The 24,116-nt window shown below is 60.1% G+C and carries 28 protein-coding genes and 1 pseudogene; 14 read left to right on the top strand and 15 right to left on the bottom strand.

Annotated features, from left to right (window positions below):
* Positions 1 to 163 precede the first annotated feature (163 nt).
* A complete protein-coding gene (locus HX801_RS09870; RefSeq protein ID WP_003207388.1) occupies positions 164 to 1,069 on the top strand; it encodes a LysR family transcriptional regulator in 906 nt (301 codons plus the stop codon).
* A gap of 94 nt (positions 1,070 to 1,163) precedes the next feature.
* Positions 1,164 to 2,180 carry a hypothetical protein gene (locus HX801_RS09865; RefSeq protein WP_177008590.1) on the top strand — a complete coding sequence of 339 codons (1,017 nt, stop codon included), beginning with the start codon at positions 1,164 to 1,166 and terminating at the stop codon, positions 2,178 to 2,180.
* A 261-nt stretch (positions 2,181 to 2,441) separates the two neighbouring features.
* On the opposite strand, the gene HX801_RS09860 is transcribed toward HX801_RS09865, so the two are convergent.
* Positions 2,442 to 3,098, bottom strand: a complete 657-nt coding sequence (locus HX801_RS09860; protein ID WP_003207391.1) for a metalloregulator ArsR/SmtB family transcription factor — start codon at positions 3,096 to 3,098, stop codon at positions 2,442 to 2,444.
* A gap of 180 nt (positions 3,099 to 3,278) precedes the next feature.
* Between HX801_RS09860 and HX801_RS09855 the strand changes: the two genes are divergently transcribed.
* Positions 3,279 to 4,337, top strand: a complete 1,059-nt coding sequence (locus HX801_RS09855) for a YhcG family protein (protein WP_177021987.1) — start codon at positions 3,279 to 3,281, stop codon at positions 4,335 to 4,337.
* A gap of 78 nt (positions 4,338 to 4,415) precedes the next feature.
* Positions 4,416 to 5,615, top strand: a complete 1,200-nt coding sequence (locus tag HX801_RS09850) for a lysozyme inhibitor LprI family protein (RefSeq protein WP_177021986.1) — start codon at positions 4,416 to 4,418, stop codon at positions 5,613 to 5,615.
* A gap of 4 nt (positions 5,616 to 5,619) precedes the next feature.
* On the opposite strand, the gene HX801_RS09845 is transcribed toward HX801_RS09850, so the two are convergent.
* The 4 genes and pseudogenes from HX801_RS09845 to HX801_RS09830 form a co-directional block, all read right to left on the bottom strand.
* A complete protein-coding gene (locus HX801_RS09845; RefSeq protein ID WP_087692413.1) occupies positions 5,620 to 5,940 on the bottom strand; it encodes a hypothetical protein in 321 nt (106 codons plus the stop codon).
* 66 nt (positions 5,941 to 6,006) lie between these two features.
* Positions 6,007 to 6,120 (bottom strand): annotated as a pseudogene (locus HX801_RS31995) (general stress protein); the annotation flags it as partial.
* Between the two features lie 167 nt (positions 6,121 to 6,287).
* Positions 6,288 to 6,764 (bottom strand): hemerythrin domain-containing protein, encoded by a 477-nt coding sequence (locus HX801_RS09835; RefSeq protein WP_008435010.1) that lies wholly within the window; start codon positions 6,762 to 6,764, stop codon positions 6,288 to 6,290.
* A gap of 190 nt (positions 6,765 to 6,954) precedes the next feature.
* Positions 6,955 to 7,512, bottom strand: coding sequence for an ATP-dependent Clp protease proteolytic subunit (locus tag HX801_RS09830; RefSeq protein ID WP_008435011.1), 558 nt, complete (start codon positions 7,510 to 7,512; stop codon positions 6,955 to 6,957).
* Positions 7,513 to 7,668: 156 nt separating this feature from the next.
* Between HX801_RS09830 and HX801_RS09825 the strand changes: the two genes are divergently transcribed.
* Complete coding sequence (locus tag HX801_RS09825; protein WP_003207401.1) at positions 7,669 to 7,890, top strand: PLD nuclease N-terminal domain-containing protein; 222 nt, start codon at positions 7,669 to 7,671, stop codon at positions 7,888 to 7,890.
* Positions 7,891 to 7,944: 54 nt separating this feature from the next.
* Here HX801_RS09825 and HX801_RS09820 read toward each other — a convergent pair whose 3' ends face one another.
* Entirely contained in the window at positions 7,945 to 8,505 is a 561-nt protein-coding gene (locus HX801_RS09820) for a type 1 glutamine amidotransferase domain-containing protein (protein WP_177021985.1), read from the bottom strand.
* A gap of 29 nt (positions 8,506 to 8,534) precedes the next feature.
* Positions 8,535 to 9,038, bottom strand: a complete 504-nt coding sequence (locus HX801_RS09815; protein ID WP_177021984.1) for a DUF4142 domain-containing protein — start codon at positions 9,036 to 9,038, stop codon at positions 8,535 to 8,537.
* A gap of 197 nt (positions 9,039 to 9,235) precedes the next feature.
* Between HX801_RS09815 and HX801_RS09810 the strand changes: the two genes are divergently transcribed.
* The 3 genes from HX801_RS09810 to HX801_RS09800 are packed head-to-tail and all read left to right on the top strand — an operon-like array spanning position 9,236 to position 10,665.
* Positions 9,236 to 9,460, top strand: a complete 225-nt coding sequence (locus HX801_RS09810; RefSeq protein WP_177021983.1) for a hypothetical protein — start codon at positions 9,236 to 9,238, stop codon at positions 9,458 to 9,460.
* 15 nt (positions 9,461 to 9,475) lie between these two features.
* A complete protein-coding gene (locus tag HX801_RS09805) occupies positions 9,476 to 9,907 on the top strand; it encodes a hypothetical protein (RefSeq protein WP_003207407.1) in 432 nt (143 codons plus the stop codon).
* Positions 9,907 to 10,665, top strand: coding sequence for a DUF72 domain-containing protein (locus HX801_RS09800; RefSeq protein ID WP_032899350.1), 759 nt, complete (start codon positions 9,907 to 9,909; stop codon positions 10,663 to 10,665). Before HX801_RS09805 ends, HX801_RS09800 begins: the two co-directional genes overlap by 1 nt.
* On the opposite strand, the gene HX801_RS09795 is transcribed toward HX801_RS09800, so the two are convergent.
* From HX801_RS09795 to HX801_RS09785, 3 genes are all read right to left on the bottom strand, one after another.
* Positions 10,623 to 11,411 (bottom strand): DeoR/GlpR family DNA-binding transcription regulator, encoded by a 789-nt coding sequence (locus HX801_RS09795; protein WP_003207411.1) that lies wholly within the window; start codon positions 11,409 to 11,411, stop codon positions 10,623 to 10,625. The two genes, HX801_RS09800 and HX801_RS09795, sit on opposite strands and share 43 nt — an antisense overlap.
* Positions 11,412 to 11,809: 398 nt before the next feature.
* Complete coding sequence (locus tag HX801_RS09790; protein WP_177008586.1) at positions 11,810 to 12,751, bottom strand: alpha/beta hydrolase; 942 nt, start codon at positions 12,749 to 12,751, stop codon at positions 11,810 to 11,812.
* A gap of 98 nt (positions 12,752 to 12,849) precedes the next feature.
* Positions 12,850 to 13,737: a LysR family transcriptional regulator gene (locus HX801_RS09785; protein WP_177021982.1), complete on the bottom strand. Its 888-nt coding sequence runs from the start codon at positions 13,735 to 13,737 to the stop codon at positions 12,850 to 12,852.
* Positions 13,738 to 13,868: 131 nt separating this feature from the next.
* Between HX801_RS09785 and HX801_RS09780 the strand changes: the two genes are divergently transcribed.
* Positions 13,869 to 14,714 carry an SDR family NAD(P)-dependent oxidoreductase gene (locus HX801_RS09780; protein WP_177021981.1) on the top strand — a complete coding sequence of 282 codons (846 nt, stop codon included), beginning with the start codon at positions 13,869 to 13,871 and terminating at the stop codon, positions 14,712 to 14,714.
* Between the two features lie 3 nt (positions 14,715 to 14,717).
* Here HX801_RS09780 and HX801_RS09775 read toward each other — a convergent pair whose 3' ends face one another.
* A complete protein-coding gene (locus tag HX801_RS09775) occupies positions 14,718 to 15,473 on the bottom strand; it encodes a DeoR/GlpR family DNA-binding transcription regulator (RefSeq protein WP_177021980.1) in 756 nt (251 codons plus the stop codon).
* 82 nt (positions 15,474 to 15,555) lie between these two features.
* Between HX801_RS09775 and nudK the strand changes: the two genes are divergently transcribed.
* Both nudK and HX801_RS09765 read left to right on the top strand, forming a co-directional pair.
* Positions 15,556 to 16,143 (top strand): GDP-mannose pyrophosphatase NudK, encoded by a 588-nt coding sequence (gene nudK / locus HX801_RS09770; protein ID WP_003207421.1) that lies wholly within the window; start codon positions 15,556 to 15,558, stop codon positions 16,141 to 16,143.
* Positions 16,143 to 17,345 carry a lipase family protein gene (locus HX801_RS09765; protein ID WP_177021979.1) on the top strand — a complete coding sequence of 401 codons (1,203 nt, stop codon included), beginning with the start codon at positions 16,143 to 16,145 and terminating at the stop codon, positions 17,343 to 17,345. Before nudK ends, HX801_RS09765 begins: the two co-directional genes overlap by 1 nt.
* A 356-nt stretch (positions 17,346 to 17,701) precedes the next feature.
* Here the strand turns inward: HX801_RS09765 and HX801_RS09760 are convergent, their stop codons facing one another.
* Positions 17,702 to 18,142 carry a hotdog fold domain-containing protein gene (locus HX801_RS09760; RefSeq protein WP_008435232.1) on the bottom strand — a complete coding sequence of 147 codons (441 nt, stop codon included), beginning with the start codon at positions 18,140 to 18,142 and terminating at the stop codon, positions 17,702 to 17,704.
* A gap of 145 nt (positions 18,143 to 18,287) precedes the next feature.
* Between HX801_RS09760 and HX801_RS09755 the strand changes: the two genes are divergently transcribed.
* On the top strand, positions 18,288 to 18,905 hold the full coding sequence (locus tag HX801_RS09755) for a TetR/AcrR family transcriptional regulator (RefSeq protein ID WP_032899370.1): 618 nt from the start codon (positions 18,288 to 18,290) through the stop codon (positions 18,903 to 18,905).
* 13 nt (positions 18,906 to 18,918) lie between these two features.
* On the opposite strand, the gene HX801_RS09750 is transcribed toward HX801_RS09755, so the two are convergent.
* Positions 18,919 to 19,368: an Rrf2 family transcriptional regulator gene (locus HX801_RS09750; protein WP_008435227.1), complete on the bottom strand. Its 450-nt coding sequence runs from the start codon at positions 19,366 to 19,368 to the stop codon at positions 18,919 to 18,921.
* A gap of 144 nt (positions 19,369 to 19,512) precedes the next feature.
* Between HX801_RS09750 and HX801_RS09745 the strand changes: the two genes are divergently transcribed.
* Positions 19,513 to 20,400: an NAD(P)/FAD-dependent oxidoreductase gene (locus tag HX801_RS09745; RefSeq protein ID WP_177021978.1), complete on the top strand. Its 888-nt coding sequence runs from the start codon at positions 19,513 to 19,515 to the stop codon at positions 20,398 to 20,400.
* 2 nt (positions 20,401 to 20,402) lie between these two features.
* Here HX801_RS09745 and gudD read toward each other — a convergent pair whose 3' ends face one another.
* Both gudD and HX801_RS09735 read right to left on the bottom strand, forming a co-directional pair.
* The gene (gene gudD, locus HX801_RS09740) at positions 20,403 to 21,752 is read right to left on the bottom strand and encodes a glucarate dehydratase (RefSeq protein ID WP_177021977.1); all 1,350 of its coding nucleotides are present in this window, start codon (positions 21,750 to 21,752) and stop codon (positions 20,403 to 20,405) included.
* A gap of 10 nt (positions 21,753 to 21,762) precedes the next feature.
* Positions 21,763 to 23,112 (bottom strand): MFS transporter, encoded by a 1,350-nt coding sequence (locus tag HX801_RS09735; protein WP_177021976.1) that lies wholly within the window; start codon positions 23,110 to 23,112, stop codon positions 21,763 to 21,765.
* 289 nt (positions 23,113 to 23,401) lie between these two features.
* Between HX801_RS09735 and HX801_RS09730 the strand changes: the two genes are divergently transcribed.
* Positions 23,402 to 24,112: a FadR/GntR family transcriptional regulator gene (locus HX801_RS09730; protein WP_008435219.1), complete on the top strand. Its 711-nt coding sequence runs from the start codon at positions 23,402 to 23,404 to the stop codon at positions 24,110 to 24,112.
* Positions 24,113 to 24,116 lie beyond the last annotated feature (4 nt).

The raw sequence follows: 24,116 nt of genomic DNA, 5'->3' as shown, positions 1-24,116 counted from the left end.
ATCCCGATATTTTCTAGATAAGGAGGGATTTTGTGCCAGATCAAAAGGGCTGTAAAGCCGCAGTTTGGCCTACCGAAAAACCGTCGGATTGGCTAGGGCGCTTGGGTTTGCGGTTGGGTACCGTCGATGCTTTTGGCGTGCGCCCTTCAAGGAAACCTCACCGATGTCCATCGGAAAAAACTTCGCCGGCGTCATCGCCTTCATGAAAGTCGCGGCCAGCGAAAGCTTCAGCGAGGCAGCACGCGACCTGGGCATTTCAGTGCCTTCGGTGAGTCGCAGCATTACCCGCCTGGAAACCCAACTGGCGATCAAGCTGCTGGAACGCACGACCCACAGCGTAGCGGTCACGCAGGAAGGGCGCCGGTTTTTTCAAGAGTGCCTGCCCAGTGTCGAGCATCTGTTGCGCACGACCGAAGCGCTGAAACACGCTACCCAGTCGCCGTCCGGCGTAGTGCGCGTAAGCTCTACCGTGGGTTTTGGGCGCAAGTGCATTGCGCCGCTGTTGCCTGGGTTCTGTAAGTCCCACCCGGACATCACCCTCGAATTTGATCTGAATGATCGCCATGTGGATTTCGCCGAAGGTCGCGTGGATGTCGCGATTCGCAACGGGCGGCTGGAGGACGCCGATGTGATCGCCAGGCAACTGGCGCCGATGAGTTTCGTCACCTGCGCCGCGCCTGAGTACCTGCACTCAGCCGGCTACCCGCAGACCCTGGAAGACCTTGCGGCGCACAAGACTATCGCCTTTCGCCTGGCGCAGTCGGGCAAGCCGCATGTGTGGGAGTTTGAAGTCGACGGGCAGTTCATACGGCTGCCGTTGCCTTACAGCCAGTTGTTCAATGACCCGGAGCTAGTGGCGCTCGCGGCCGTAGCCGGCGGTGGTGTGGCACAGCTGGCCGGCTATCAGGCGCAGCACTGGATCGCGCAACAGCGTTTGATCGTTTTGCTGCCGGGTTATGCGGCGCAGGCGCGGGGCAGGGGGCATTACATCTGCTATCGGCAGCGCGACAAGATACCGCTGCGAGTCAAGCTGTTCGTCGACTACATGGTGCAAGCCTTCCAGGCATGACCATTGGGTAAAAGGCTTTTGCCTGGGTGCCTAATTGTCGCGGGTGGCGATGGCTGGGCACTATCCGGGTGATATTTATCACCGGGAAATCAATATGTTAAGCAAAGCTATCAAACCCTGGCTGGAATGGCTGTGGCTGCTGCCTTTCGCCGCGGCGCTGTATTATCCGTGGGCGCTGGCGTGGAGTAACCAGGCGCATGTGGCAGGCGCCGGCACCCCGGTCGTCCTGGCGCTGATCCTGAGTGCCTATGCGGTGCCGCTGTTGGCGTTTGCCTGTGTGTATGTCACCGGTGTTCAACCGGTCATGAGCGCACGCCTGGTCCTGGCGCGACGCTTGTCGTGCCTGGCGGTGGCTGCGCCTCCTGCGTACACGCTTATGGGCGTCTTGCTGTACCTGATGAAAATCGAGGGCCACGACATCGCGGTATGGAGCGGGCTGTGGCTGGCGCTGGCGGGCTTTTTTGCGATGGTGTCGTCAACGGGCCCGAGCATCAGCTTGGTGACCTTGGACAAGACCTATATCAAGCTGCGTGTCGCCCACGGCATCGCCTCGGTGGCGATCCTGTTGGTGTTTCTCGCGCCGCACCTGTTCAACCACCTCCTGGGTGTACTGGGTACCGATGTGCATAAGTCGGTGATGGACGTGCTGCGACGGGTGTATCGCAATGGCTGGCTGGAGCCGGTGATCATTGTCACGTTTTTCTTTCAGATTCTCAGCGGGCTGGTGTTGATTCGCCCGAAGACCGTCACGCGTGCCGACCTGCTGGACGCGTTACAAACCGCCTCCGGCGCCTATCTCTCGCTGTTTATCGCGTCCCATATCAACTCGGTGTTTACCCTGGCGCGTTACTTCGGCACCGACACCGATTACGCCTGGGCCGTGGCCGAGCCCGTAGGGTTATTGGCGGATCCATGGAGCATCCGGCTGCTGCCGCATTACTCGCTGGCGGTGTTCCTGCTGATTGGGCATCTGGGTTGTGGTTTGCGAGGTGTATTGCGTAATCACAATGTCAGCGAGTCACGCAGTTCGCTGTTGACCTGGCTGGTGATCGGCATGGGCGCCATAGTCACGATCATCATTACCAGCGGCATGCTGGGGGTCAGGGTTTAGGCTGTTTACGGCACCGTAAAAAGTATTGGCTTGTGTAATTCAAAGCGCTCAACGTATTATCCAAGAACTCTCTTGGTTATATGATTGGTGGGCATTGCGCCACTACACCGGAATCTGTCCTTCCTGCAATGGGCTTGAGTACGGCGTGAGGCTTAGGCTGCGATGGACTGCGCAGCGGTCGTGAATCCTGAACCGTTGGTGTATCCGGGACACTGCGGCGCTGGAATTGCGGTTGCTGCGCAGCCCATCGCAGCCTCTTTCTTACAGGCGGCGGGGCTGGATGCTGTAGGCGCAGCGCCGGTCCCCGGAAATCAAATGCTCGCGCCGCTCCACCACATTCTCATCGCCCAGGGCTGCCTGGAAGATCTGCAGTTCCGAGCGGCAGAACCCCTGGCATTTACGGGCGGCGACGCAGATCGGGCAGTGGTTCTCCACCAGCAGCCAGCCATCGTCCAGCGGCTCCATCTGCGCCATGTACCCGGCGCGTTCGCGAATCTGTACCAGGATCTCGACTTTCTCCCGCAAGGTCGACGCGGCGGAGCAGGCCTGGGTGTATTCGTGCCTGGCCGTCGCTTCCATGCTGGCGATGACTTTTTCCACGCCTTCGCTGCCAAAAATTCCTTCAATGGACTCGATCAGGTGCAACGTCAGTACGCTGTGGGAATCGGGGAATTTGCTTTGGGCGGTTTCGGTCAATGTCCACTTCAACGAGGGCCGGCCGGCACCCGAGATGGGGGCCGATACACCGACGATCAACTGCGCGACCTGCAACTTCTGGATTTGCTGGCGGGCGGCTTCGGAGGTGATTTCCAGCAGTGCAGCCAGGTCCGTGGTTTTCAGCGGGCCACGGGTCTTGAGCAGGAACAGAATGCGGTCCCCGGTGGATGCCTGGCTGTCGTCGGTGGGTGTGGCGTTCATAGATCGGGAATAACCATGGAAGTGACCGGCTCATTTGACCACAGCACGCATGTTGAGGCACCCCTTGATGCGCCTGAAGGTACGGTTCCAGTTGATTTGTATCGAAAGCATTCTGCTGGCCCATTACGCATTTTTCCCTCGCTACTATCGGCCGCCTGCCCAACCCACGAGGGAAAAGGAATGAGTGAGACCCCCGATAGCCTGAACACACCACCCGAGGGATACAGCGACTGGCTGACTGATCTCAAGAGTCGAATCCACTGCGCCCAGCAACGCGCCACCCTGGCGGTAAACCGCGAGCTGGTGTTGCTGTACTGGCAAATCGGCCAGGATATTCTGACCCGGCAAGCGCGGCAGGGCTGGGGGAGCAAGGTGATTGAGCGGCTGGCGCAGGATTTGCGTTCGGCGTTTCCGGAAATGAAGGGTTTCTCGCCGCGTAACCTGAAGTACATGCGCGCATTTGCGGAGGCGTGGCCGGACTCCGAATTTGTGCAACAGGCTGCTGCACAATTGCCCTGGGGCCATAACCTGGTGTTGCTGGACAGGCTGCCCGGGCCCGAAACCCGTCGCTGGTACATTGCCCAGGCCATCGAGCACAACTGGTCGCGCAACATCCTGGTGATGCAAATCGAAGGTCGCCTGCTGGAACGCAGCGGCAACGCGGTCAGCAACTTTGACGGACTGCTGCCCAAGGCGCAATCCGACCTGGCTCGCGAATCACTTAAAGATCCTTACCGTTTCGACTTCCTGGGCCTGTCCCTTGACGCGCAGGAGCGTGAAATCGAAAACGCCCTGGTCAAACATGTCACCGATTTTCTGCTGGAGCTGGGCGCCGGTTTTGCCTTCGTGGGACGGCAAGTATTGCTGGACGTAGGGGGCGAGGAGTTTTTCGTCGACCTGCTGTTTTATCACCTCAAGCTGAGGTGCTACGTGGTGATCGAACTCAAGGCCGGTAAATTCAAACCCGACCATCTGGGGCAGTTGGGCTTTTACCTCGCTGCGGTAGACGCCCAGCTCAAGCACCCGCAGGACAGCCCCACCATCGGCCTGCTGCTGTGCAAGAGCAAGAACGAAGTAGTGGCCGAATACGCTCTGCGTGACAGCTCCCGTCCTATTGGGGTTGCCGAGTATCAGCTGGTGGAATCCCTGCCGGCAGAGCTGCAAACCAGCCTGCCCAGCATCGAACAGATTGAACGTGAACTGGCAAGTGATCGCCCCTCCATGGCCAGTGCTTCGTAGTACTGTGCCGACAGGCTGGACATTGGCAATCGCGTCGGCACAATGAGCGCCTTGAAAGGAACTCACCCAAGGAAAGCCATGGCCCGCCGTATTCATTCTGCCTACCCAATGTTGTTGCTCACTGGCGTGCTGATGGGCGCGGGGATGCCTGCCAGTGGCGCGTCCTTTGATTGTAAAAAGGCCTCCACCACGGTGGAAAAGGCTATTTGCGCCAGCCCTGAATTAAGCGAACTCGACACTACGCTGGGCCTGTACTACAGCCAGGCAATGGCCAAACTGGCACCCGACCAGCGCGACGAATTGCGCCGTGGCCAGCGCACGTGGTTGCAGATTCGCAACGCATGTGCCGGTACCCCCGAACAATTGCCCGGCTGCCTGCAATCCCAACTGAGCCAGAGAGTGGTCGAGGTGGGAACCATCACCCACAAAGACACCGCAGCCCTTGACGCAATCATTGCCAGTATTCCGTACCATCCGGCCCAGGCAGCTGACGGGCTTCGGCGCTACCCGATGAACGATCTGGCCGCCGCCTGGCTGGTCTACCTGCAGCGTTTTGAACCTGACAGTGGCGTTACGGAGAATGAGGCCGAGGAGAATCGCAAGCAGGTTCTCATAGCACTCAAGGAAGACAGTTTTCCCTGGTCGATCTGGCAGGACCTGCAGAATGATCCTGCTGTCAGCCGTGACCGGGTGATGTTGACCTTGCTGCGCATGATGATCGAGCGCCAACAGTATGAGATGTACGCCGACCAACGCCCGTATGTGCACTGTTTCGTTTTCAGCCGGCAGGGTGAGGTCGCGTATGAGTCGTTCGGGTCGTTGTACGGCTCCACCCGCGACAGCTTTGCGCCGATTTGTGCCCCTCAGGGTGATCTGTTTGCACAGCCGGCTTGGAAGCGGCTGGACGATTCGTTTACCGAGCCTTTGTCCACTGCATCGCAGAACGAAGGCACCATCCGCTTTGCCAGCTACGCCGACTGGAACACGCTTTCCCTCAAGGCCACCGCGTCGCCTCGGCTGTTTCTCCAGCCAGGCACCGCAGCGCAGGCGCAGGACCCGGAATCAACCCTGCGCAACTGGGGGGCGGATAAACAGTGGCCTGCCAGGCAACGCCAGCAAGCGCTGGCCGCCATTGAGCCCGCACGGCAAGCGACGAGTGACTGGCTGCAACGCGAGCGCGGCTTCTCTGCTGCTGATGCCAGGCAAGCAGCCCGGGAAATCGTTCGGCAGTGGATGAACCTGCGCCTGGACTTTATCGGCGGCCCCAGCGAGAACTAATCGGTCAACTGCCCGATTCAGGCACGGCCTTTTTGCCGGTCTTGGTACCGGGATGCTGGGTCGAGGTGCCTTTATGGCGCGTGCTCTTCACGGTTTTAGACGGTGCAGGTGCTTTCGTTTCAGCGTCCTTGTTGCCACTGCTGTCAGCCCCGGACGGGCTGCTGGGATAGGTGCCGGGCGGCAGTGCCGAGCCAGGAGCGCTGTTGCCGCTCAGGGCGGGCGCCTCGGGGGCAGTGTTGTCGCCGAAGGCCGCGTAGGCGGGTGCATACAGTACGAGCGCCAGGCTGACGACAAGTACGATCCTTTGGGAAATGCTGGTCTTCATGACTCAATCCCTCTTGGCGATGGGGACCGAAGCCCGGAGCACATCCAGGCTTCGGCGACGCCTCAATCAAGACTTCCTGGAGCCTGGGGCGTGGCTATGAGCCCCGCCTTTTTTGCCCGCTTCAGAAGCCTTCTCGCGGTCATTGGCGAAGTTGCCGCCTGAACCCTGGCCGCCGCTTTTACGGTTTGTGTCTTTCTGGTCTTTGTGACCAGCACCTGGGGTAGTTTTTCCACTATTAGCCATTTTGAAAACCCTCAATGATGAGCGAATCAATGGTGTTGCCTAATTGGGAATCCTCCAGCCAATTCAAAGTTTGAAATAGTTTCCAGGCATGCGACGAATGGACATCAAGCCGCCATTGGCTTCGCGCCGGGTGCTTTCTTGTGCGCGGCTTTCATCGCTTCCATCTCCGCGCCCAGCTCTTCCAGCAAGGCCTTGCCCAGCAGCTTCCTGGCCTGCGGGAACATCTCGCTTTCTTCTTCCTCGATGTGGTGTTCCAACAGTTCCTTGACGACTTTCACCCGGCCGGAAAACTCGGTGGTGGAGGGCGAAGTCTGCTTCAGGTCCGGAAGGACGAGGGAGTCGACAGTGCGATGTTCTTCCTTGGCCTCGTGGTACATGATTTCCTGATCCTTGCCGCCGGCCTTGCGAAAAGCCGGGTAGAGGATTTCTTCCTCAAGGCGGGTGTGGAGGCTGATTTCCATTTCCAGCTTGGCCAGGAGCTCAGTGCGCTTCTTTACGCCGCGCTCGGTTGATTCACTGAGTTGATTCAGGATGGCTTTGACGCGTTCGTGGTCGGCCTTGAGAAGATCAATGGCATTCATGGGTGACACCTCACGGGTAGCGAAAGGGCGGGTCGAATTGCCCGCCTGTGCAGACCTCTACAGCATGAGTTGTACCAAGTTGAACAAAATATTTATCTGCTTATAAAACAATAGGTTATGTTTGATAAAAAGCGGCTCTGGTCGTGCAGGTTGCACGGTCGAGTGGTGGCTTGCATGCATTAAACAATGCCTAGCCGCCGCTGACTTTCCAGTGCTTGATGTCGTCGGCAAACACGATCTGCTCGACCTCATGGGCAATCCCGTAGGCCAGCGACTCGTGGGCGGCGATGACTTTTTCCTCGGCCGAGAGGCACTTGAAAATATCCAGGTGGGTTTCGGCGCTGGCGGTTTCCAGTTCGTAGATTTTCACGTAGCGCGCCAGGTCGTTGTCCAGGCTCGACAGGTATTCCCGCAGGCGCTGGTGGTCTACCGAGTTCTGGTTGAAATACCAGTTCATCGGATGGATCAGGAAGCGCGAGTGTGGCGTGGTGATCCGGCGGTTTGCCGCCAGGAACATGATGATGCCCATGGACTCGATATTGCCCGCATTGATCGCACACAGCGGCACCGGCAGGGACTTGAGGAAGGTGTAGAGGGTAAAACCGAAATTGGTGCTGCCGCCGGTGGTCGACAGGTTCAACAGCAACGAACTGGCGCCTTGATCGATCGCGTCCAGGCAGCAATCACGAAAGCGCTCGGTGGTGCCCTGATCGATCTGGCAGTGAAAGTGGATGATGTGCTCGGTCATCCCGGGCCTCCGAGGGGTAAAAGGTAGTGTCCATTTGAGTCTAGAAGGTTACGGCCCGTGTGCCGCAACCGTTGGGCGAGAGCCATCCGTTGCAATTTTAATGAACCCTCGGGCGCGTTGCTTGACCTAACGCATACGACCTCAGGAGGATGAATCATGCAAATCGAATATGTCTGGATTGGCTTGGCGGTGATTCTGGTGCTGCTGGAACTGTGGGCGATCAACAGCGTTCTGCGCAGTGGCAGTGGCTGGGAGACCAAGGGTTTATGGCTGGTGGTACTGATCTTCATGCCGCTGTTGGGGCTGATCCTCTGGGCGCTGTTTGGACCCAAGGGTGTGAACCGGGCGACACATGCCACTGAGCATGGCAAAGGCTAAGACAGAATCGAAAAAAAACAGGCGCCCGAGGGCGCCTGTTTGCATTGGCGGGCGTCAGGCCGCCAGTGTCTTGGCAATGGCCTCGTTGAACGCCGGCAAATCGTCGGGCGTGCGCGAGGTTATCAGGGTCCAGCCATTGGCCGGGCATTCCTTCACCTGCGTATCCACCCAGTTTGCTGCGCCGGCATTGACCAGGTCAGTGCGCACGCTTTTGTAGGAGGTGAGGGTCTTGCCGCCGATCACGCCGGCATCAATCAGGGCCCAAGGGCCATGGCAGATGGCGGCTACGGTTTTCCCGGCCTTGACGAAGTCGTTGATCAGCCGCAGTGCATCGGCGTCCTGGCGCAAGGTGTCGGCATTGACGGTGCCCCCGGGGATGACCAGTGCATCGAAGTCACTGCCGTGCAAGTCCGAGAGCTTGGCGTCGGACTCTACCGTCCTGTCTTTCTCGGTGTCCTGGAGAAAGGTCTGGGTGCTGCCACCTTTGCTGGAGCCGTGGGTGACCGTGGCGCCAAAGCCACGCAGGGCTTCCAGCGGCTTGAGCAACTCGTCGCGCTCGATGCCAGTGTTGGAGGTGATGATCAGAATCTTCTTGCCGTGCAGTTGCGAACTCATGGTCGAGTGTCTCCTGAGTGGGTCAATGATTAATTGGCGTGCTGGGACTGCAACTCCTTGGCCATCTTCAGATGGGTTTCGAGAGTCGGCAGGGTCTTCTCGGCAAAAGCCTTCAGTTCGGCGTTATCCGAGGAGACGGCTTCTTTTTTGAACAGGGCCACGGTGTCTTCGTGGGCCTTTACCTGGTTGTCGGCGTAAGCCTTGTCAAAGGACTCTTCACGGATTTCCAGGATCATTTTCTTGGCCTTGTCGGTGAGGCTGGCATCGTCGGGCACCTTGATGTCGAGCTTCGTCGCCAGGGCCGTCAGCTCCTGGTTGGCCTTGGTGTGGTCGGTGATCATGTGCTGGGCAAACGCCTTGATATCAGCGGCACCGCTCTTTTCCAGCGCCAGTTTGCCGGCTTCTACTTCGGTGATGCCGCCCTGGGCTGCGGCGTCAACGAAGTCATTGGAAGTGGCGGCCATGGCCACACCCATCGAGCCCGCGGCCAGCGCGAAGGTCAGTCCCATTTGTTTCATCAGCAAGTGCTTCATGATGCTTCTCCTGAAGAGTGGCGCGATGCCGTTACCTGACTGTTGAGGGGGGGCCAGCGCAAAAGGTTTAAATTAATTTGCCCTATTTTTCGGTGCATGCACCCGAGGCAATTTCCTTGAACTATCGAAAAACCTTGGGCTCTGCTGCATAACGGCTCCGCGCTGGAGCCTGACCTTTTAACCGCAGGAGAATCCCCATGGGCACTGAAAAAACCGCCGACAAAACCCCTGATGCGATCAGCTCTGAACAGGCGCAAAAAGGTCGCCAGGCTGCCGATCAGGGCAGTTCTTTACAGCGTCCCAATCCCAAGACAGAAACCGTCGATAAGGTGATCACGCCGACGTCCATCAAGGACACACAACGGCAAACCGACCAGATCAACGAGCAAGCCGCCAAGGCCGAGCGCAAGCTGGGTCAGTGAAGAACGGAGGCAGTCATGGGGCGATCCATCAGCGCCGGGGAACTGGGTATTGAGCTCAAGCCCGGTGATGACAACGCACTGTTCAAGTGGTTTGTCGCCAGCTTCCTGATGGGCAAGCGCATTCAGGCGCAGATCGCGGCGCAGGCCTATCAGGTGATTGTGGTGAAGCATGGCCGGGACACCCCGCGCAAACTGCAACACTGCACCTCTCGCGAACTGGTGGCCATGCTCGGTGAGGCGCATTACGTGCGTTACGACGAAAGCACCGCGCAACGCCTGCTCGACCTCAGCAGCAAGTTGAATGCGGAGTACGCGGGCAGGATCAGCCATATCCACGATGCCAGTGCCGACCGTGGGGAGTTTGAAAAACGCTTGAATGCGTTCGAGGGCGTCGGGCCGAAGACGGTGGAGATTTTCATGAGGGATGCGGCGTCGGTGTTGTTCTGATGCCGATTTTTCTCGGTTGTGCCGGTTGGAGCCTGCCTCGTGAGCAATGGCCAAGATTTCCCCGGCAGGGCACTCATCTGCAACGTTATGCCGCGTGCTTGAATGCGGTTGAAATCAACAGCTCCTTCTACCGCCCCCATCGCCCGCAGACCTACGCACGATGGGCGCAGTCAGTGCCGTCGGGCTTTGGTTTTTCGGTCAAGGTGCCACGGCACATCACCCATGAATTACGTCTGCGTGACTGCGATACGGCATTGGATGAGTTCCTTGCACAGTGCCTGCAATTGGGCGACCGCCTGGGCTGCCTGCTGGTGCAATTGCCGCCTTCTTTAAGCTACGACCCGATCATTGCCGGCGGCTTTTTCACAGCCTTGCGTCAACGCTTCCCTGGGCCTGTGGTGCTTGAGCCACGGCACGCCAGCTGGGTGCAGGCCGACGGGCTTTTGCGGGATTACCAGATAGGACGGGTCGCCGCCGACCCGCCGGTGATCGCTGATGGGGATGCACCGAAAGGCTGGCAAGGTGTGCGTTATTGGCGCCTGCATGGTTCGCCGCGTATTTATCACAGCGCTTACGAAACCGAGCGTTTGTGCGCGCTGGCCGAGGTATTGAGAGCCTCCCTGGAGGAGGGCATTCCGACCTGGTGTATTTTCGATAATACGGCCAGCGGTCATGCGCTGGTCGATGCGCTTGCCCTTCAAGCGATGCTTGCCCCTCAGGCATCCACTTGCATCACCTCCAGCCCCAGGCATTCATAAGCCTCGACGCTGCCCGGCGGCACGTGCCACTCGGTAATCAGGGTATGAATGCGGCTGCACGGCGCCACCACAAATGGCTCCACGGCGCCCAGCTTGTCGGCCAGGGTGACGGCCACCACGTGGGAGGCGCTGTCGAGCATAGCCTGTTTTACCGCCACTTCCTCGAAGTGCAACGAGCTGATACCGACCTGTGGATGCAGTGCGCACACACCCGTGAACAGCAGGTCGGCCTTGATGCCCTGGATCAGCCGCAATGCTTCATGCCCGCTGGCGGCCATGGTCACCGGGTTGAGTTGGCCACCGGCAAGGATCACCGTCACATTGGGATGTTCGGACAACGCGATGGCAATCATCGGTGAGTGCGTGACGGCGGTCAGCTTGATGGAATGCGGTAGTGACTGGGCGATTTGCAGGGTGGTGGTACCGGAGTCGAACAGCACGATCTGGCCGTCCTCCACGCGATCGGCGGCGAGTTGCGCCAGGTGGCGTTTGGTCGCGGTGGTTTCGCCAAACCGGGTGAAGAAATCCTTGCCGGTGTCCTTGGGCCGTGGCAGCGCACCTCCATGCACGCGTTGCAGCAGACCGGCGGAGGCCAGTTCGCCAAGGTCGCGGCGAATGGTGTCCTGGGAAACGGCGAAATGCTCCACCAACTCCGAGGCAGTGACTTTACCGTCGCGCTCCAGCAGCAACAGGATTTTCTGTTTGCGCAGGGAGGGCAGGTCGATGGCAGCATGGGTGTTATGCATGTTTTTGCTCGTTGATGCGTGTTTATGCGAGATTAATCAGCATTAGGCGCAAACGCAATGGGTTGGGGTGTCGGTGATGCCCTGCCGAGTGAGCTGAGCACCATGGAAAAACCACACCCGGTCCGGTACCGAACCCCATGTTTCGATTCGCGAAGTGATGCAGGAGATTTTGCTGCCGCCAAGCTTTCCAGCAGGGCATTACCGAGCAAAATAATCGTAAAAAAGTAAAAAGAGTTGTCCACGAAAACCGTGGGTATCTCTGTGGATAACTTCGCTTGAGCCCGGCGGGTATGGCGATTTAACCTGCGGTTAATATTTGATCAGTCACTGTTTATGGCCAGTATGGGCAGGCTTTGCGCCTTGACAGGCACCGGCGAAACCGGTGCCGAAATGCAGATTTACGAGTCGTTTGGGCGCCCGGTGGAGGGCCCGGCAACCTGAGTGGCGCGCTTCGATTGCATCAGGCTGTCCAACGCCTGGCGATAACTGCTGCCGGCCAGTCGCATGCTGTCGTTATGAGTGGCACCGGGTACCAGCAACAGGTGTTTCGGCTGTTGGGCGGCGTCAAACAGTTGCTGGCTGAAGCGCGGTGGCACGAAGGCATCGGCGAGCCCGTGAACCACCAGCAGCGGCATGTGGATATCAGCGATCTTGTCAATGGAATCGAACTTCTGCGACAGCAGCCAGCGCACCGGCAATGACGTATTGGCTACTGCCGTGGCCACATCTGCCAGGGAGGTAAAGGTGGACTCGATGACCAGTCCGCGCACTGGCGGCGGCACCTGATTGTCCGCTGCCTGCTTGCCCAGTTCCACCGCGAGGTCGATGGCCACCGCGCCACCCAGGGAGTGCCCGTAGATGAGGCGCTTGGCAGGATCGGGTTGCAGCACCTGGAAGCGTTCCCAGGCAATGCGCGCGTCTTCGTACACGCTGGTTTCCGACGGCAGGTCGCCTCGACTCTGGCCGAAGCCGCGGTAGTCGATGGCCAGTACGGAAAAGCCCAGGGCCCGCAGCTGTTCGATGCGAAACAGTTGGCCAGTGAGGTTCCAGCGCACGCCGTGCAGGTAGAGAATTGCCGGCGCGTCCTTCTGTGCCGCTGGCCACCACCAGCCATGAATATTCTGCCCTGCCTTGAAACTCGCGGGTTTCAGGTCGAATTCCTGCACATCACGCGGCAACCCGCTGTACCAGCTGGCAGTGCCTGGCTCCACGCGAAACAGCAACTCGCGTTCCTTGTGTTGCAGCACGGCGCAACCCACGGGCAGGCCGATGATCAGGGCGGCCATGCACAGCAGGGGAAACCAGCGCAGGCCGAGACGGGACAGAAAACGTGAAGACATGAAGGTTCCAGGACACAGGCGAAGCACGGGTTTTAACAGATGCCCTGGCCGCGCAGGAAATATTCAGACGGTCGTTACCGGACATTGCTTGCAAAGTATTACATCGCCTCGTCCAGCAGAGAAAAGAAGTGCCCGGCCAAGGGGGAAGAATGGCTGGTGTTCCAGTTGAGGTAGAGCCCGATGCTGGAGGACGCGGCGGTGAGGGGCACAAACGCCACCTTGTCACGGGGCATCGAATGGGCAATGGACTGCGGCACCAGCGCCACACCAAACCCGCACGCCACCAGGCCAATCAGGGTGGGTAATTGATCGGCTTCCTGGACCACCCTTGGAGAGAAGCCCGCAGCCTCGCATAAAGCGATCAACTGGTGGTGATAGCCACTGCCCAATGCCTGGGGCGTGAACACAAAATCGGCGCCGGCAAAGTCCTTCAGCTCGATAGCGGCGTCATCCGCATTCGGATGGTCTGCGGGCAGCGCCAGCAGGATCGGTTCATCCAGCAGCAGCCGGGATTCGATGTTATCTGCCTGGCCTGGCAGGTAGCGCAAAAAAGCGATATCGGTATCACCACTCAACAAGGCCTTGGCCTGGTTGGCAGAGGGCATTTCCTTGATCACCAACTGAACCCTGGGGAACGCCAGGCGAAACTGCCTGAGGGTATCCAGCAACCACGGATAGCCGGTGATCGACACCGAGGTGATGGTGAGCGTGCCGGCGGTTCCCTGGGACACCTGACGGGCTTGCTCAATGCCTTGCTGCAATTGCCCGAGGACGGTGTAGGCCGTTTGAAGAAACGCCGCCCCGGCTGGCAGCAGCTTCACGCCACGGCGGTCACGCTGCAGCAGGGCAAACCCCAGCTTTGCCTCCAGGCGATTGATCGCCTGGCTCAACGCTGGCTGCGCCATATGCAGGCGCTCCGCGGCCTGGTGAAAGTGCAGCGCTTCGGCAACGGCAACGAACTGGCGCAACAGGCGGGTTTCGATCATCTGGGCTGTTCCTTCAGGTAGATGGCGGTGTGGGGCTTGATACGGCGCAGGTATCAATATCGCTGTTTTTCAGTATTAAACAGGACGGCCACGGGTTGTTAGGGTGGAGTGCCTATCAGGAGAACGCGACGATGGACTTTACAGGTAAAACCGCAATCGTGACCGGTGCCGCTCGTGGCTTGGGGTTCAGCTATGCGCGCGAGTTGGCGCGACTCGGCGCGCAGGTGGTAATCAGTGATATCGGTGCCGACACCCTCGGCGATGGGGCTGATCCCCAGGTGGTACAGGCGGCCGCGCTGGCGCTGCAGGGTGAAGGCCTGCGGGTGGTTGGCCACGCGGGTGACCTGTCCGGCGAAGCGGGGTGTCGAGCGCTGATCGAGTGCGCCATCACGCATTTCGGGCAGCTCGATATCCTGATCCACAATGCTGGCTGGGTCGGCTATCAGCCCATCGAGGCCGCCGACGAGGCTTTCATCCGGCGGGCCATGGGCGTCAATGTCTATGCACCGATCTGGCTGTGCAAACACGCGTGGCAGCACCTCACGCGATCTGCCGCACCCCGCATTGTGCTGACCACCTCCGACCGTGCGATGTATACGCGCTACGTCCAGCCGGGCCTGGCGGCCTACAGCGCGGGGAAGATGGCGCAACTGGGGATCATGAATGCCTTGAGCGGGGAAGGGGCGGAGGCCGGGATCCTGGTCAATGCCATCTCACCCGTGGCCAAGACCCGCATGTGGGGCGTGACCGGCGAGCCGCACAACCTCAAGCCGGAATGGGTCACGCCTGGGGTGATCTTCCTGGCTTCGGCAGCGTGCCAGGACAGCGGCTATATCCTGCGTGCCAGCAACGGCCAGTTCACCGCCACGCGGTTCGCGGAAAATCCGGGGGTCGAGTATCCGGTTGACCTGGCGCGGGTCAACGCCTCGGACGCTGTGCAAGTCGCCGCGTCATGGCAAGCCATCAAGGACTGTTGACGGTCACGCCAGGTAAAGCGTCAGGCCCTGAGCTTCATAGGGTTGCAGCAGGGCACGCGGCGTACTGGCCAATGCGACGATCGCGCTGACGTGTGCCAGCTCCACCACCTGGTAGGGCGATGCGGTGTTGAGCTTTTCCGAGGTGGCCAGCACGATGGTTTCTGCGGCCGCGTGACACAACGCGCGCTTGACCACTGCCTCTTCATAATCGCCGGTAGACAGGCCGGCATTCGGGTGCACGCTGCACACCCCCATGAAATACAGGTCGGCATTGACCCGGCCGATGGCCTCCAGCGTAGCCGCCCCCACCCCCACCAGTGAGTGGCGAAACAGCCGCCCGCCGAGCATGATCACTTCAATCTGCGGATGATCCACCAGGGCCATGGCAATCGACGGGCTGTGGGTGACCACGGTGGCATTCAGTTCCGCCGGCAAGTGATGGGCCAGTTGCAGGCACGTGGTACCGCCATCGATAAACACCACCTGGCCGGGCTGCACAAGTTGCGCAGCCGTCCGGCCAATGGCGATTTTTTCCTCCGGTACCAAGTGTTCCCGAACCGAAAAATCAGCCATCGCTGGGGATGCCGGCAAGGCGCCGCCGTGCACCCGCAGCAGCAAACCTTCCTTGGCCATTTCCCGCAGGTCACGCCGAATCGTGTCCTCGGAAACCTCCAGTGCCTGGCTCAACTCCTTGGCAATCAGCCGGCCGTCGCGGTGCAGCGTATCCAGCAGGTGTTGTTTACGTTGTTGGGTCAGCATCGGAAGCTTCCTGCACGTTTTTTCTTGACTGTGCACGATTTTGCACGACATGCTGAATAACACAAGACAAAAAGGTCCTGCCATGGAAAACAGTCCCGTCCGCATCCACGCCGAAGAACTGCTCTCGGATAATTGGTATGTGCTGAAAAAGTACACCTTTGACCTGCGCCGCCGCGACGGCAGTTGGCAGTCCCAGACCCGGGAGATCTATGACCGGGGCAATGGCGCGACGATCCTGCTGTACAACCGCGAGCGGCGCACGGTGTTGCTGATTCGCCAGTTCCGCATGCCTACCTACGTTAACGGCTACCACGGTTACCTGATCGAGTCTGCCGCCGGCCTGCTGGACAACGCCAGCCCCGAGGAACGCATTCGCCTGGAGGCGGAAGAAGAGACGGGTTACCGTGTGGGTCATGTAGAAAAGATCTATTCGGCCTTCATGAGCCCGGGCTCGGTGACCGAGCGCATTCACTTTTTCATCGGCGAATATCAGCCTGGCGACCGAGTCAGTGATGGCGGTGGGCTGGAGGATGAAGGTGAGGATATCGAAGTGCTGGAGTTGGGATTCGAGGAGGCCCTGGGTATGGTGGACAGTGCCGAGATCGTCGACGGCAAGACCATCATGTTGTTGCAGTACCTTGAATTGCGGATGTTGAAAGAGGGCTGGTGATGTCGCGTCGGTTATCGCTTGCGCTGGCGGTGTTGCTGGCGGGATGCAGTGGTGTGAGTGCTGCGCAAACGCCCGTCGGTGATGGTGGTGTTCCCGCGTTCTATACCTGGGCGGACAAGGTGCCCGCGTCACCCGGGCGGATGCTGCGCAGCGAGCCGTTGACCGAACAGCAAAGCCTGGCCGAGGCGGGGCAGAATATTCGCATCCTGTACACGTCCACCGACGGTCTCGATACCCATAAACGGATTGTCGTTTCCGGTGCGCTGTTCCTGCCCAAGGGCACACCGCCGCCGGGTGGCTGGCCGCTGATGGCGTGGGCCCACGGCACGGTGGGGAGTGCCGATATCTGCGCGCCGTCGTTCGCCGGTCGCAGCCCGCGGGATACGCGCTATCTCAATTATTGGCTGGCTCAGGGCTACGCGATTGTCGCTACCGATTACCAGGGGCTTGGGACGCCTGGCCTGCATCCGTATGGGCTGACCAGTCCGCTGGCCTATGGGGTGCTCGACAGCATTCGCGCGGTAGGGGCGGGTGGTTTCGAACTCTCCAAACGTGTGGTGGTGTTTGGGCAGTCACAGGGTGGCCGTGCTGCGTTTGCCACGGCGGTCTATGCGAAAGACTATGCGCCCGAGTTGGATATCGTGGGGGTGGTGGCGACCGGTACGCCTTACGCGGCCACCCATAAAACGGGAGACAGTGCAGAGTTGGAAAAGGCCCGCAGTTCGGTGGTGCCGACCTTTGCCTATAACTTGCTGCGGCTGAGTACTGTCACGTTGTTTGATCCTGGGTTTGTGGCTGCGGATTACTTGAGCGAGCGTGCAGTGCCTGCGTTTGAGAGCAGCCGGCGGGATTGTTTGCATGCCATTGAGCAGCGGGTGATGGCTGATGGGCTCAGCTTCAATGACAGTTTCAAGCGGTCGCCGAAAGAGGCGCTCGACAAGGTTTATCGTGAGTCGGCGTATCCGACGTTGAAGACGGATATTCCGGTTTTTGTCGGTACGGGGGGGCGGGATCAGGATGTGTTTGTGCCTGGGCAAAAGGCGCTGGTCAGGGATGCGTGCAAGGTCGGGGACCGGATTGAATGGCATTTTTATCCTGAGCTGGATCACTCCGCTACGGTCAATGGTTCGCTCGTGGACTCGACGCCGTTTGTGCGTAAGGCGTTTGCGGGGGAGGTGATTGGTGGGAATTGTGGGGGGTAGCTTTTTTGGGGGGTATATCCGTTATTTGGGTAACGGCGACTTATGGTTTCGCTCTTACAGCGAGTCACTTTGGAAAAGCCGGAATGCCGGCCCAGCCCAAAGTAAGTAAAGGGAGCTGCCTCCGCCGCTTTATGTGGGAGCGGGCTTGCTCGCGAAAAACCTGAGAGCGCCACGTTGAATCAGGATACCCACGTCATCGTTAACGACCTTCGCGAGCAAGCCCGCTCCCACATTTGGAGCGTGTCCGCCTTTGATTTTGCGGTTGCTTCACCCCACTCAAGTCGGCTGGTAGGCCGCTGTGAGAGCGCAACCCGATAGCGGCCATAACCGCAGCAACGGATATGCCCCCAACCCCATCACCCCAATTTCACATTCATGATAATCCGCGCGGTAAACACCAATTTCCCCTCCGCATCCAGCATCTCCACCGGCACCACCTTGTCACCCGCCGTTTGCCAGTCGATACCTTCGCCATTGGCCGTCGCCGTCACGCTGCTCTTGGCCTTGGCCAGATACTCCACCGTCATCCCCTTGGGAATCCACCGCGCACCCGCCGGCACGGAAACGTCCGTCATGGTACCCGCCGCCAACTCCGCCGCGTTGCACATGGCAATGGCATGCACCGTGCCCAGGTGGTTGGTGATGGCCTTGCTGAACGGCACTTCCACCGAGGCAAACCCCGGACGCAACTGGGTCATCAACGGATTGATGGTGCTGAAGTAGGGCGCCATCTGGCACGCCAGTTTGCTGAACGCTTCGGGGCCAACGCTGTTGAACATGCTCAGGGCCTGACTCATGGTGCTGCCTCGCTGATTAAATGAATTTTACGGAATATTGTTTCGTTACAGAATAATGTTCTGTAACGGAACAGTATTCTGCCCATGGGAAATCTGTCAAGCTGCCTGGGCTTATTCTTCTTCACTGACTGAGTTCCTGTTCAGCATGCAAACCCCGGATCTGCTTCAGCGTTGCTTCCCTGGCCGAAGGGCCGAATTGAAGCGCGATATCTTCAAGGCAGCCCTGGACCTGTTCAACGAGCAGGGCCTTGAAGCCACCACCATCGAGATGATCCGCGCGCGCTGCGATACCAGCGTCGGCGCCATTTATCATCACTTCGGCAACAAGGAAGGCCTGGTCGCCGCGCTGTTTTTTACCGCGCTGGAGGATCAGGCCGAATTGCGTGGGCGCTATCTTGAATCGGCCAAAACGGCGAAGGAGGGGGTGTACGCACTGGTCCACAGCTATGTCGATTGGGTAGACAGCGAACCGCAGTGGGCGCGCTTCCAGTACCACGCGCATTTCGCGGTGACCAAGGGCCCGTTCGCCGCTGAACTGGAAAGCCGCAACCAGGCGCGCAACGCGTTGCTGAAGGAATGGATGGTGCTGCCTGGACGGGGTGATCAGCTCAGCCAGGTGCCCGCCGAACTCTTGCCATCACTGATCATCGGCCAGGCCGACAGCTACTGCCGTGCCTGGCTGGCCGGGCGCTCGGCCAGCAGCCCTCGGGTGTACCGGGAAACCCTGGCCGAGGCAGCGTGGCGCTCGGTGGGCGGCGCTTAGGGCGTCGCGTGCATCACGCACAGGGTGCGGGCGTTATCGCCACCCGATAGCGCTCGTCAAAATCATCCGCCAACTGTGCCAGCGTCACCTCTCCCAAACGCTGCAGCAGCAACGCCTGGGCATCGTCAAACGCCTGGTTCAGCGCCGCATTGACGGCCTGTTCCACCAGGCATTGCGGATGATCGGTGGACAGGCCGACGGCAAAGATCGACGACGTGCCAAGGGCATTGTGGATGTCCAGCAGGGTGATTTCACTCAGCGGCTTGCCCAGCATCCAGCCGCCCTGATGGCCTTTTTCCGAACGCACATAACCTTTCTCCTTGAGCAGGCCCAGGGTGCGGCGTACCACCACCGCGTTGGTACCAAGCATCTGCGCGATGGTCTCCGAGGTGGCGCGTTCCTCGTGGCGGCCCATGTGGATCAGCACATGGAGCATGCGCGAAAGCCGGGTGTCGTTTCTCATCTGCAAGCCTCTGGAGTTCCTGCCCGAAAGTATCGTTCGTAACGATTGGAGTTGCGAGACACTTGACGAGGTATTTTTATGTAACTTATGGTGTGTCGTGAGTGCCCGGCAACCGATGCAAGGGCCACCAGAGAGGTCATCTTCATGGTTTACGACGTGATTATCGTGGGCGGCAGCTACGCCGGAATGTCTGCCGGGCTGCAACTGGCGCGGGCTCGGCGCAAGGTGCTGGTGATTGACGCCGGGCAGCGGCGCAACCGGTTTGCGGCCACGTCCCACGGTTTCCTCAGCCAGGATGGCCAGCCGCCGGAGCTGATCGCTGCCGAAGGGCGAGGGCAGTTGATGGAATATCCGACGGTGACCTGGGTGCAGGACACCGCCGTTGAAGCGACTCAAAACCAGGATGGCTTCGTGGTGCGAACCCGTTGCAAGGGTGAGTTCAACGCTAAACGCTTGATTCTCGCTACCGGCGTGGTGGATGAGTTACCCGAGGTCGAGGGGTTGAAGGAGCGCTGGGGCAAGCATGTGTTCCATTGCCCGTATTGCCACGGCTATGAACTGGATCAAGGCCGCATCGGCGTGCTGGCGACGTCGCCACTGGCCATGCATCACGCGATGCTGCTGCCGGACTGGGGCACCACCACGCTCTTTACCAACGGCGCATTTGTGCCGGATGCCGAGCAGCAGGCGCAACTGGATCGGCGCGGGGTCAGCGTCGAAAGCTCGGCGGTGCGGCGGATTGTCGGTGAGCGGGCGGATGTGGAATTGGCAGACGGGCGGATGATCGTGCTGGACGGTATTTTCACCCTGTCCCGTACGCGCATGGCCAGCCCATTGGCCGAGCAGTTGGGCTGTGAGTTTGTCGAAGGGCCGACCGGGCCCTATCTGCTGACCAACGAGATGCGCCAGACCACCGTGCCCGGTGTGTTTGCCTGCGGCGATGCCAACCTGGCCGGCGGCTCGGTGGCGCTGGCGGTCGGCGAGGGTGTGCGCGCCGGGGTGGGCGCGCACTTTTCGATGATCTTCAGCTGAGGTCAGCGCACCAGGCACGGCCGCTTGTTATCGAACGTCCAGCCCGGAATCATGAACTGCATCGCCACGCTGTCATTGCGCGCACCCAGGCCCATGCCTTTGTACAGTTCATGGGCGTGGGCCACGGCGTCCATGTCGATGTCCACGCCCAGGCCCGGTTTGGCCGGCACCTTGATGTGGCCGTCGACAATCTTCAGCGGAGCCTTGGTCAGCCGCTGGCCGTCCTGCCAGATCCAGTGGGTGTCGATGGCCGTGATTTCCCCCGGCGCGGCGGCGGCCACCTGGGTGAACATCGCCAGGGAAATGTCGAAGTGATTATTGGAGTGCGAGCCCCAGGTCAGGCCCCATTCGTGGCACATCTGCGCCACGCGCACCGAGCCCTGCATGGTCCAGAAGTGCGGGTCGGCCAGGGGAATATCCACGGACTGCAACTGGATCGCATGCCCCATTTCCCGCCAGTCGGTGGCGATCATGTTGGTGGCGGTGGGCAGCCCGGTGGCACGGCGGAATTCGGCCATGACTTCGCGCCCGGAGTAACCGTTTTCCGCGCCGCAAGGGTCTTCGGCATAGGCCAGCACATGATGCTGGTCGCGGCACAGGGCGATGGCTTCTTTCAGTGACCAGGCGCCGTTGGGGTCCAGGGTGATGCGCGCATCGGGGAAGCGTTCGGCCAGTGCAGTCACCGCCTCGATTTCGTCGCCGCCGCGCAGTACGCCGCCTTTGAGCTTGAAGTCATTGAAGCCGTATTGCGCCTTGGCCGCCTCTGCCAGACGCACGATGGCTTCGGGCGTCATCGCCTTTTCATGACGCAGGCGGAACCAGTCTTCGGCATCGTCTTCACTGCGATAGGCCAGGTCGGTCTGCTGGCGATCACCGATGTAGAACAGGTAGCCGAGCATCTTCACCGCGTCGCGCTGCTGGCCTTCGCCGAGAAGGGCCGCCACCGGGACTTCGAGGAATTGGCCGAGCAAATCCAGGAGTGCCGCTTCCATCGCCGTGACGGCATGGATGGTGATGCGCAAGTCAAACGTCTGCAAACCCCGGCCCGCCGAATCCCGCGCGGCGAAGGTCTGGCGCATGGCATTGAGAATGCTCTGGTACTGGCCGATGGGCTTGCCGATCACCAGGCTGCGGGCGTCTTCCAGGGTCTCGCGGATGCGTTCGCCGCCGGGTACCTCACCGACGCCGGTACGGCCGGCGCTGTCGGTAAGGATCACGATATTGCGCGTAAAAAACGGCCCGTGGGCACCGCTGAGGTTGAGCAGCATGCTGTCGTGGCCGGCCACCGGGATGACTTGCAGGCCGGTAACGACCGGGGCGCTGTTGGCGTGGTGCTGGTGTTCTGTGTTCATCGTGTAGTCCTTATTTGCTCAAGACGGGGGCGGGTTGCAGCACGCTGCTGGTGGTCGGGCCGGGCAGTGTCCTGGCGAAAAACACCAGGATGGCCGCAAGGATCGAAGTGCCCGCCAGGCCATACAAACCGCCCTGGATCGAGCCGGTGGTCTGTTCCAGGAAACCAAAGGTGGTGGGCGCGACAAACCCGCCGAGGTTGCCGATGGAGTTGATCAATGCGATCACCGCCGCGGCGATGCGTGCATCCAGGTAACCCTGGGGAATCGGCCAGAACAGCGAGGACGCCGACTTGAAGCCGATCGCCGCGAAGCAGATGGCGATAAAGGCAAAGATCGGCCCGCCGGTAGTGGAGAGGAACATGCCGACGGCGGCGATCAGCAGTGCCGCAGCGACCCATGCTTGCTGGAACTTGAATTTGCCCGCCAGTGCCGCGAAGGCGTACATCGCGATGATCGAGATCAACCACGGGATGGAGTTGTAGAAACCCACCTGGATGTCGCTCAGGTCGCCCATCTTTTTGATGATGCTCGGCAACCAGAAAGTGGCGGCATAGATCGTCAGCTGGATGCAGAAATACAGGGCGCAGAACAGCATGATCTGACGGTCCTTGAGCAACTTGCCCAGGGTCGGCTTGACCGTGGTGGCGGCGTCACGCTGGCGCTGTTCGCGGTCGATCTCGCCCACCAGCGCATCCTTTTCTTCAAGGCTGAGCCACTTGGCGTCATGGGGCTTGGAGTCCAGCCAGAACCACACGAAAAAGCACAGCAGCACCGACGCCATGCCTTCGATGATGTACATCCACTGCCAGCCATGCAGGCCCAGCCCGGTGATTTGCAGCAGCACGCCGGACAAGGGGCCGGAGATCAGCGAGGCGAGGGCCGAGCCGCTGAGGAAGATTGCAATCGCCTTGCCGCGTTCGACGCCGGGCAGCCAGCGGGTGAAGTAGTAGATCACCCCGGGAAAGAAGCCGGCTTCGGCCACGCCCAGCAGGAAGCGCAGGATGTAGAAGTGGGTTTCGTTCTGAATGAAGGCCATCAATGTGGCGGTGATGCCCCAGGTGAACATGATGCGGGTCAGCCAGATGCGCGCGCCGACTTTTTGCAGGAGCATGTTGGACGGCACTTCGAACAGCGCGTAGCCGATGAAAAACAACCCGGCACCGAAGCCGTAGGCGGCCGCACCAATGCCCAGGTCGTGCTCCATATGGGTACGCACAAAGCCGATGTTGACGCGGTCGATGTAGTTGACGATGAACATGATCACGAACAGTGGGAGCACATGGCTCTTCACCTTCTTGATCGCGCGGGCCAGGACCGGGTCGGTGGCAGGCGCAGCTGTCGCAGGGCTGGAACGGGTCACGAGGTCAAACTCCCACTGATTATTGTTGTGCGGGGACGTATTTGGGTTGCCAGAGATGTCAGACAACTTGATAGACATCATACAACTGCATTTTCAAAGATGGCAACCCTCTGTAGGAGCGAGCTTGCTCGCGAAAATCGTCAACGATTGCGCGGTTTTGTGCAATGTTTGCGCTGCGACGGGGTTTTTTCGCGGGCAGGTTCGCTCCTACAGGTATTTGTTTGTTGTCATACAAGTTGGCTCGTCTAAGAATGCTAGTATTGCCAAGCGCCCCAGAACGGAATTCCTGATGCAAAACCCCAGCTCGGCACCTCATCGCAAGCGCTCCCCGGGCCTTGCCCACGACATTGTCACCGCGCTGACCCAGCAGATTCTCCTGGGGCAGATGGCGCCGGGTGAAAAGCTGCCGTCGGAGTCGGCCATCGTGGGCGAGTACGGCGTCAGCCGCACGGTGGTGCGCGAAGCGCTTTCCAAATTGCAGGCCGCCGGGCTTGTGGAAACCCGCCACGGTGTCGGCACCTTTGTGCTGGAGCGCGACGAGCGCCACGGCCTGCACCTGACCCACGACACCGCCGCCAGCGTGCGCGGCATTCTTGAACTGCGCATGGGCCTGGAAACCCAGGCAGCCGCCCTGGCAGCCTTGCGCCGTACCGATGAACAACTGCAGCAGATGCGCCAGGCACTGGATGATTACCAGGACTCGCTGGCCAACAACGACAGTGCCGTTGAGCCTGACGTGCGCTTCCATCGCCTGATCGCCCAGGCCACTGGCAATACCTATTTTACCGACGTGATTTATCACCTGGGCCACTCGGTAATCCCACGCACCCGGATCAATGCCGAGGAACGCGGCGACGCGGACCTGATGGAGCTGGGGCGCCTGGCGAACCTTGAGCACGAGGCGATCCTGAAAGCCATCCGCCGCCAGGACCCGGACGCGGCCCGGGCCGCCATGCTGTTGCACTTGAGCAACAGCCTGGAGCGGATGACCGGAGAGTAGGCGG

Source organism: Pseudomonas sp. G1002 (genome assembly GCF_013385455.1).
Lineage (GTDB): Bacteria > Pseudomonadota > Gammaproteobacteria > Pseudomonadales > Pseudomonadaceae > Aquipseudomonas.
This window is presented reverse-complemented; position numbering and strand designations above follow the sequence as displayed.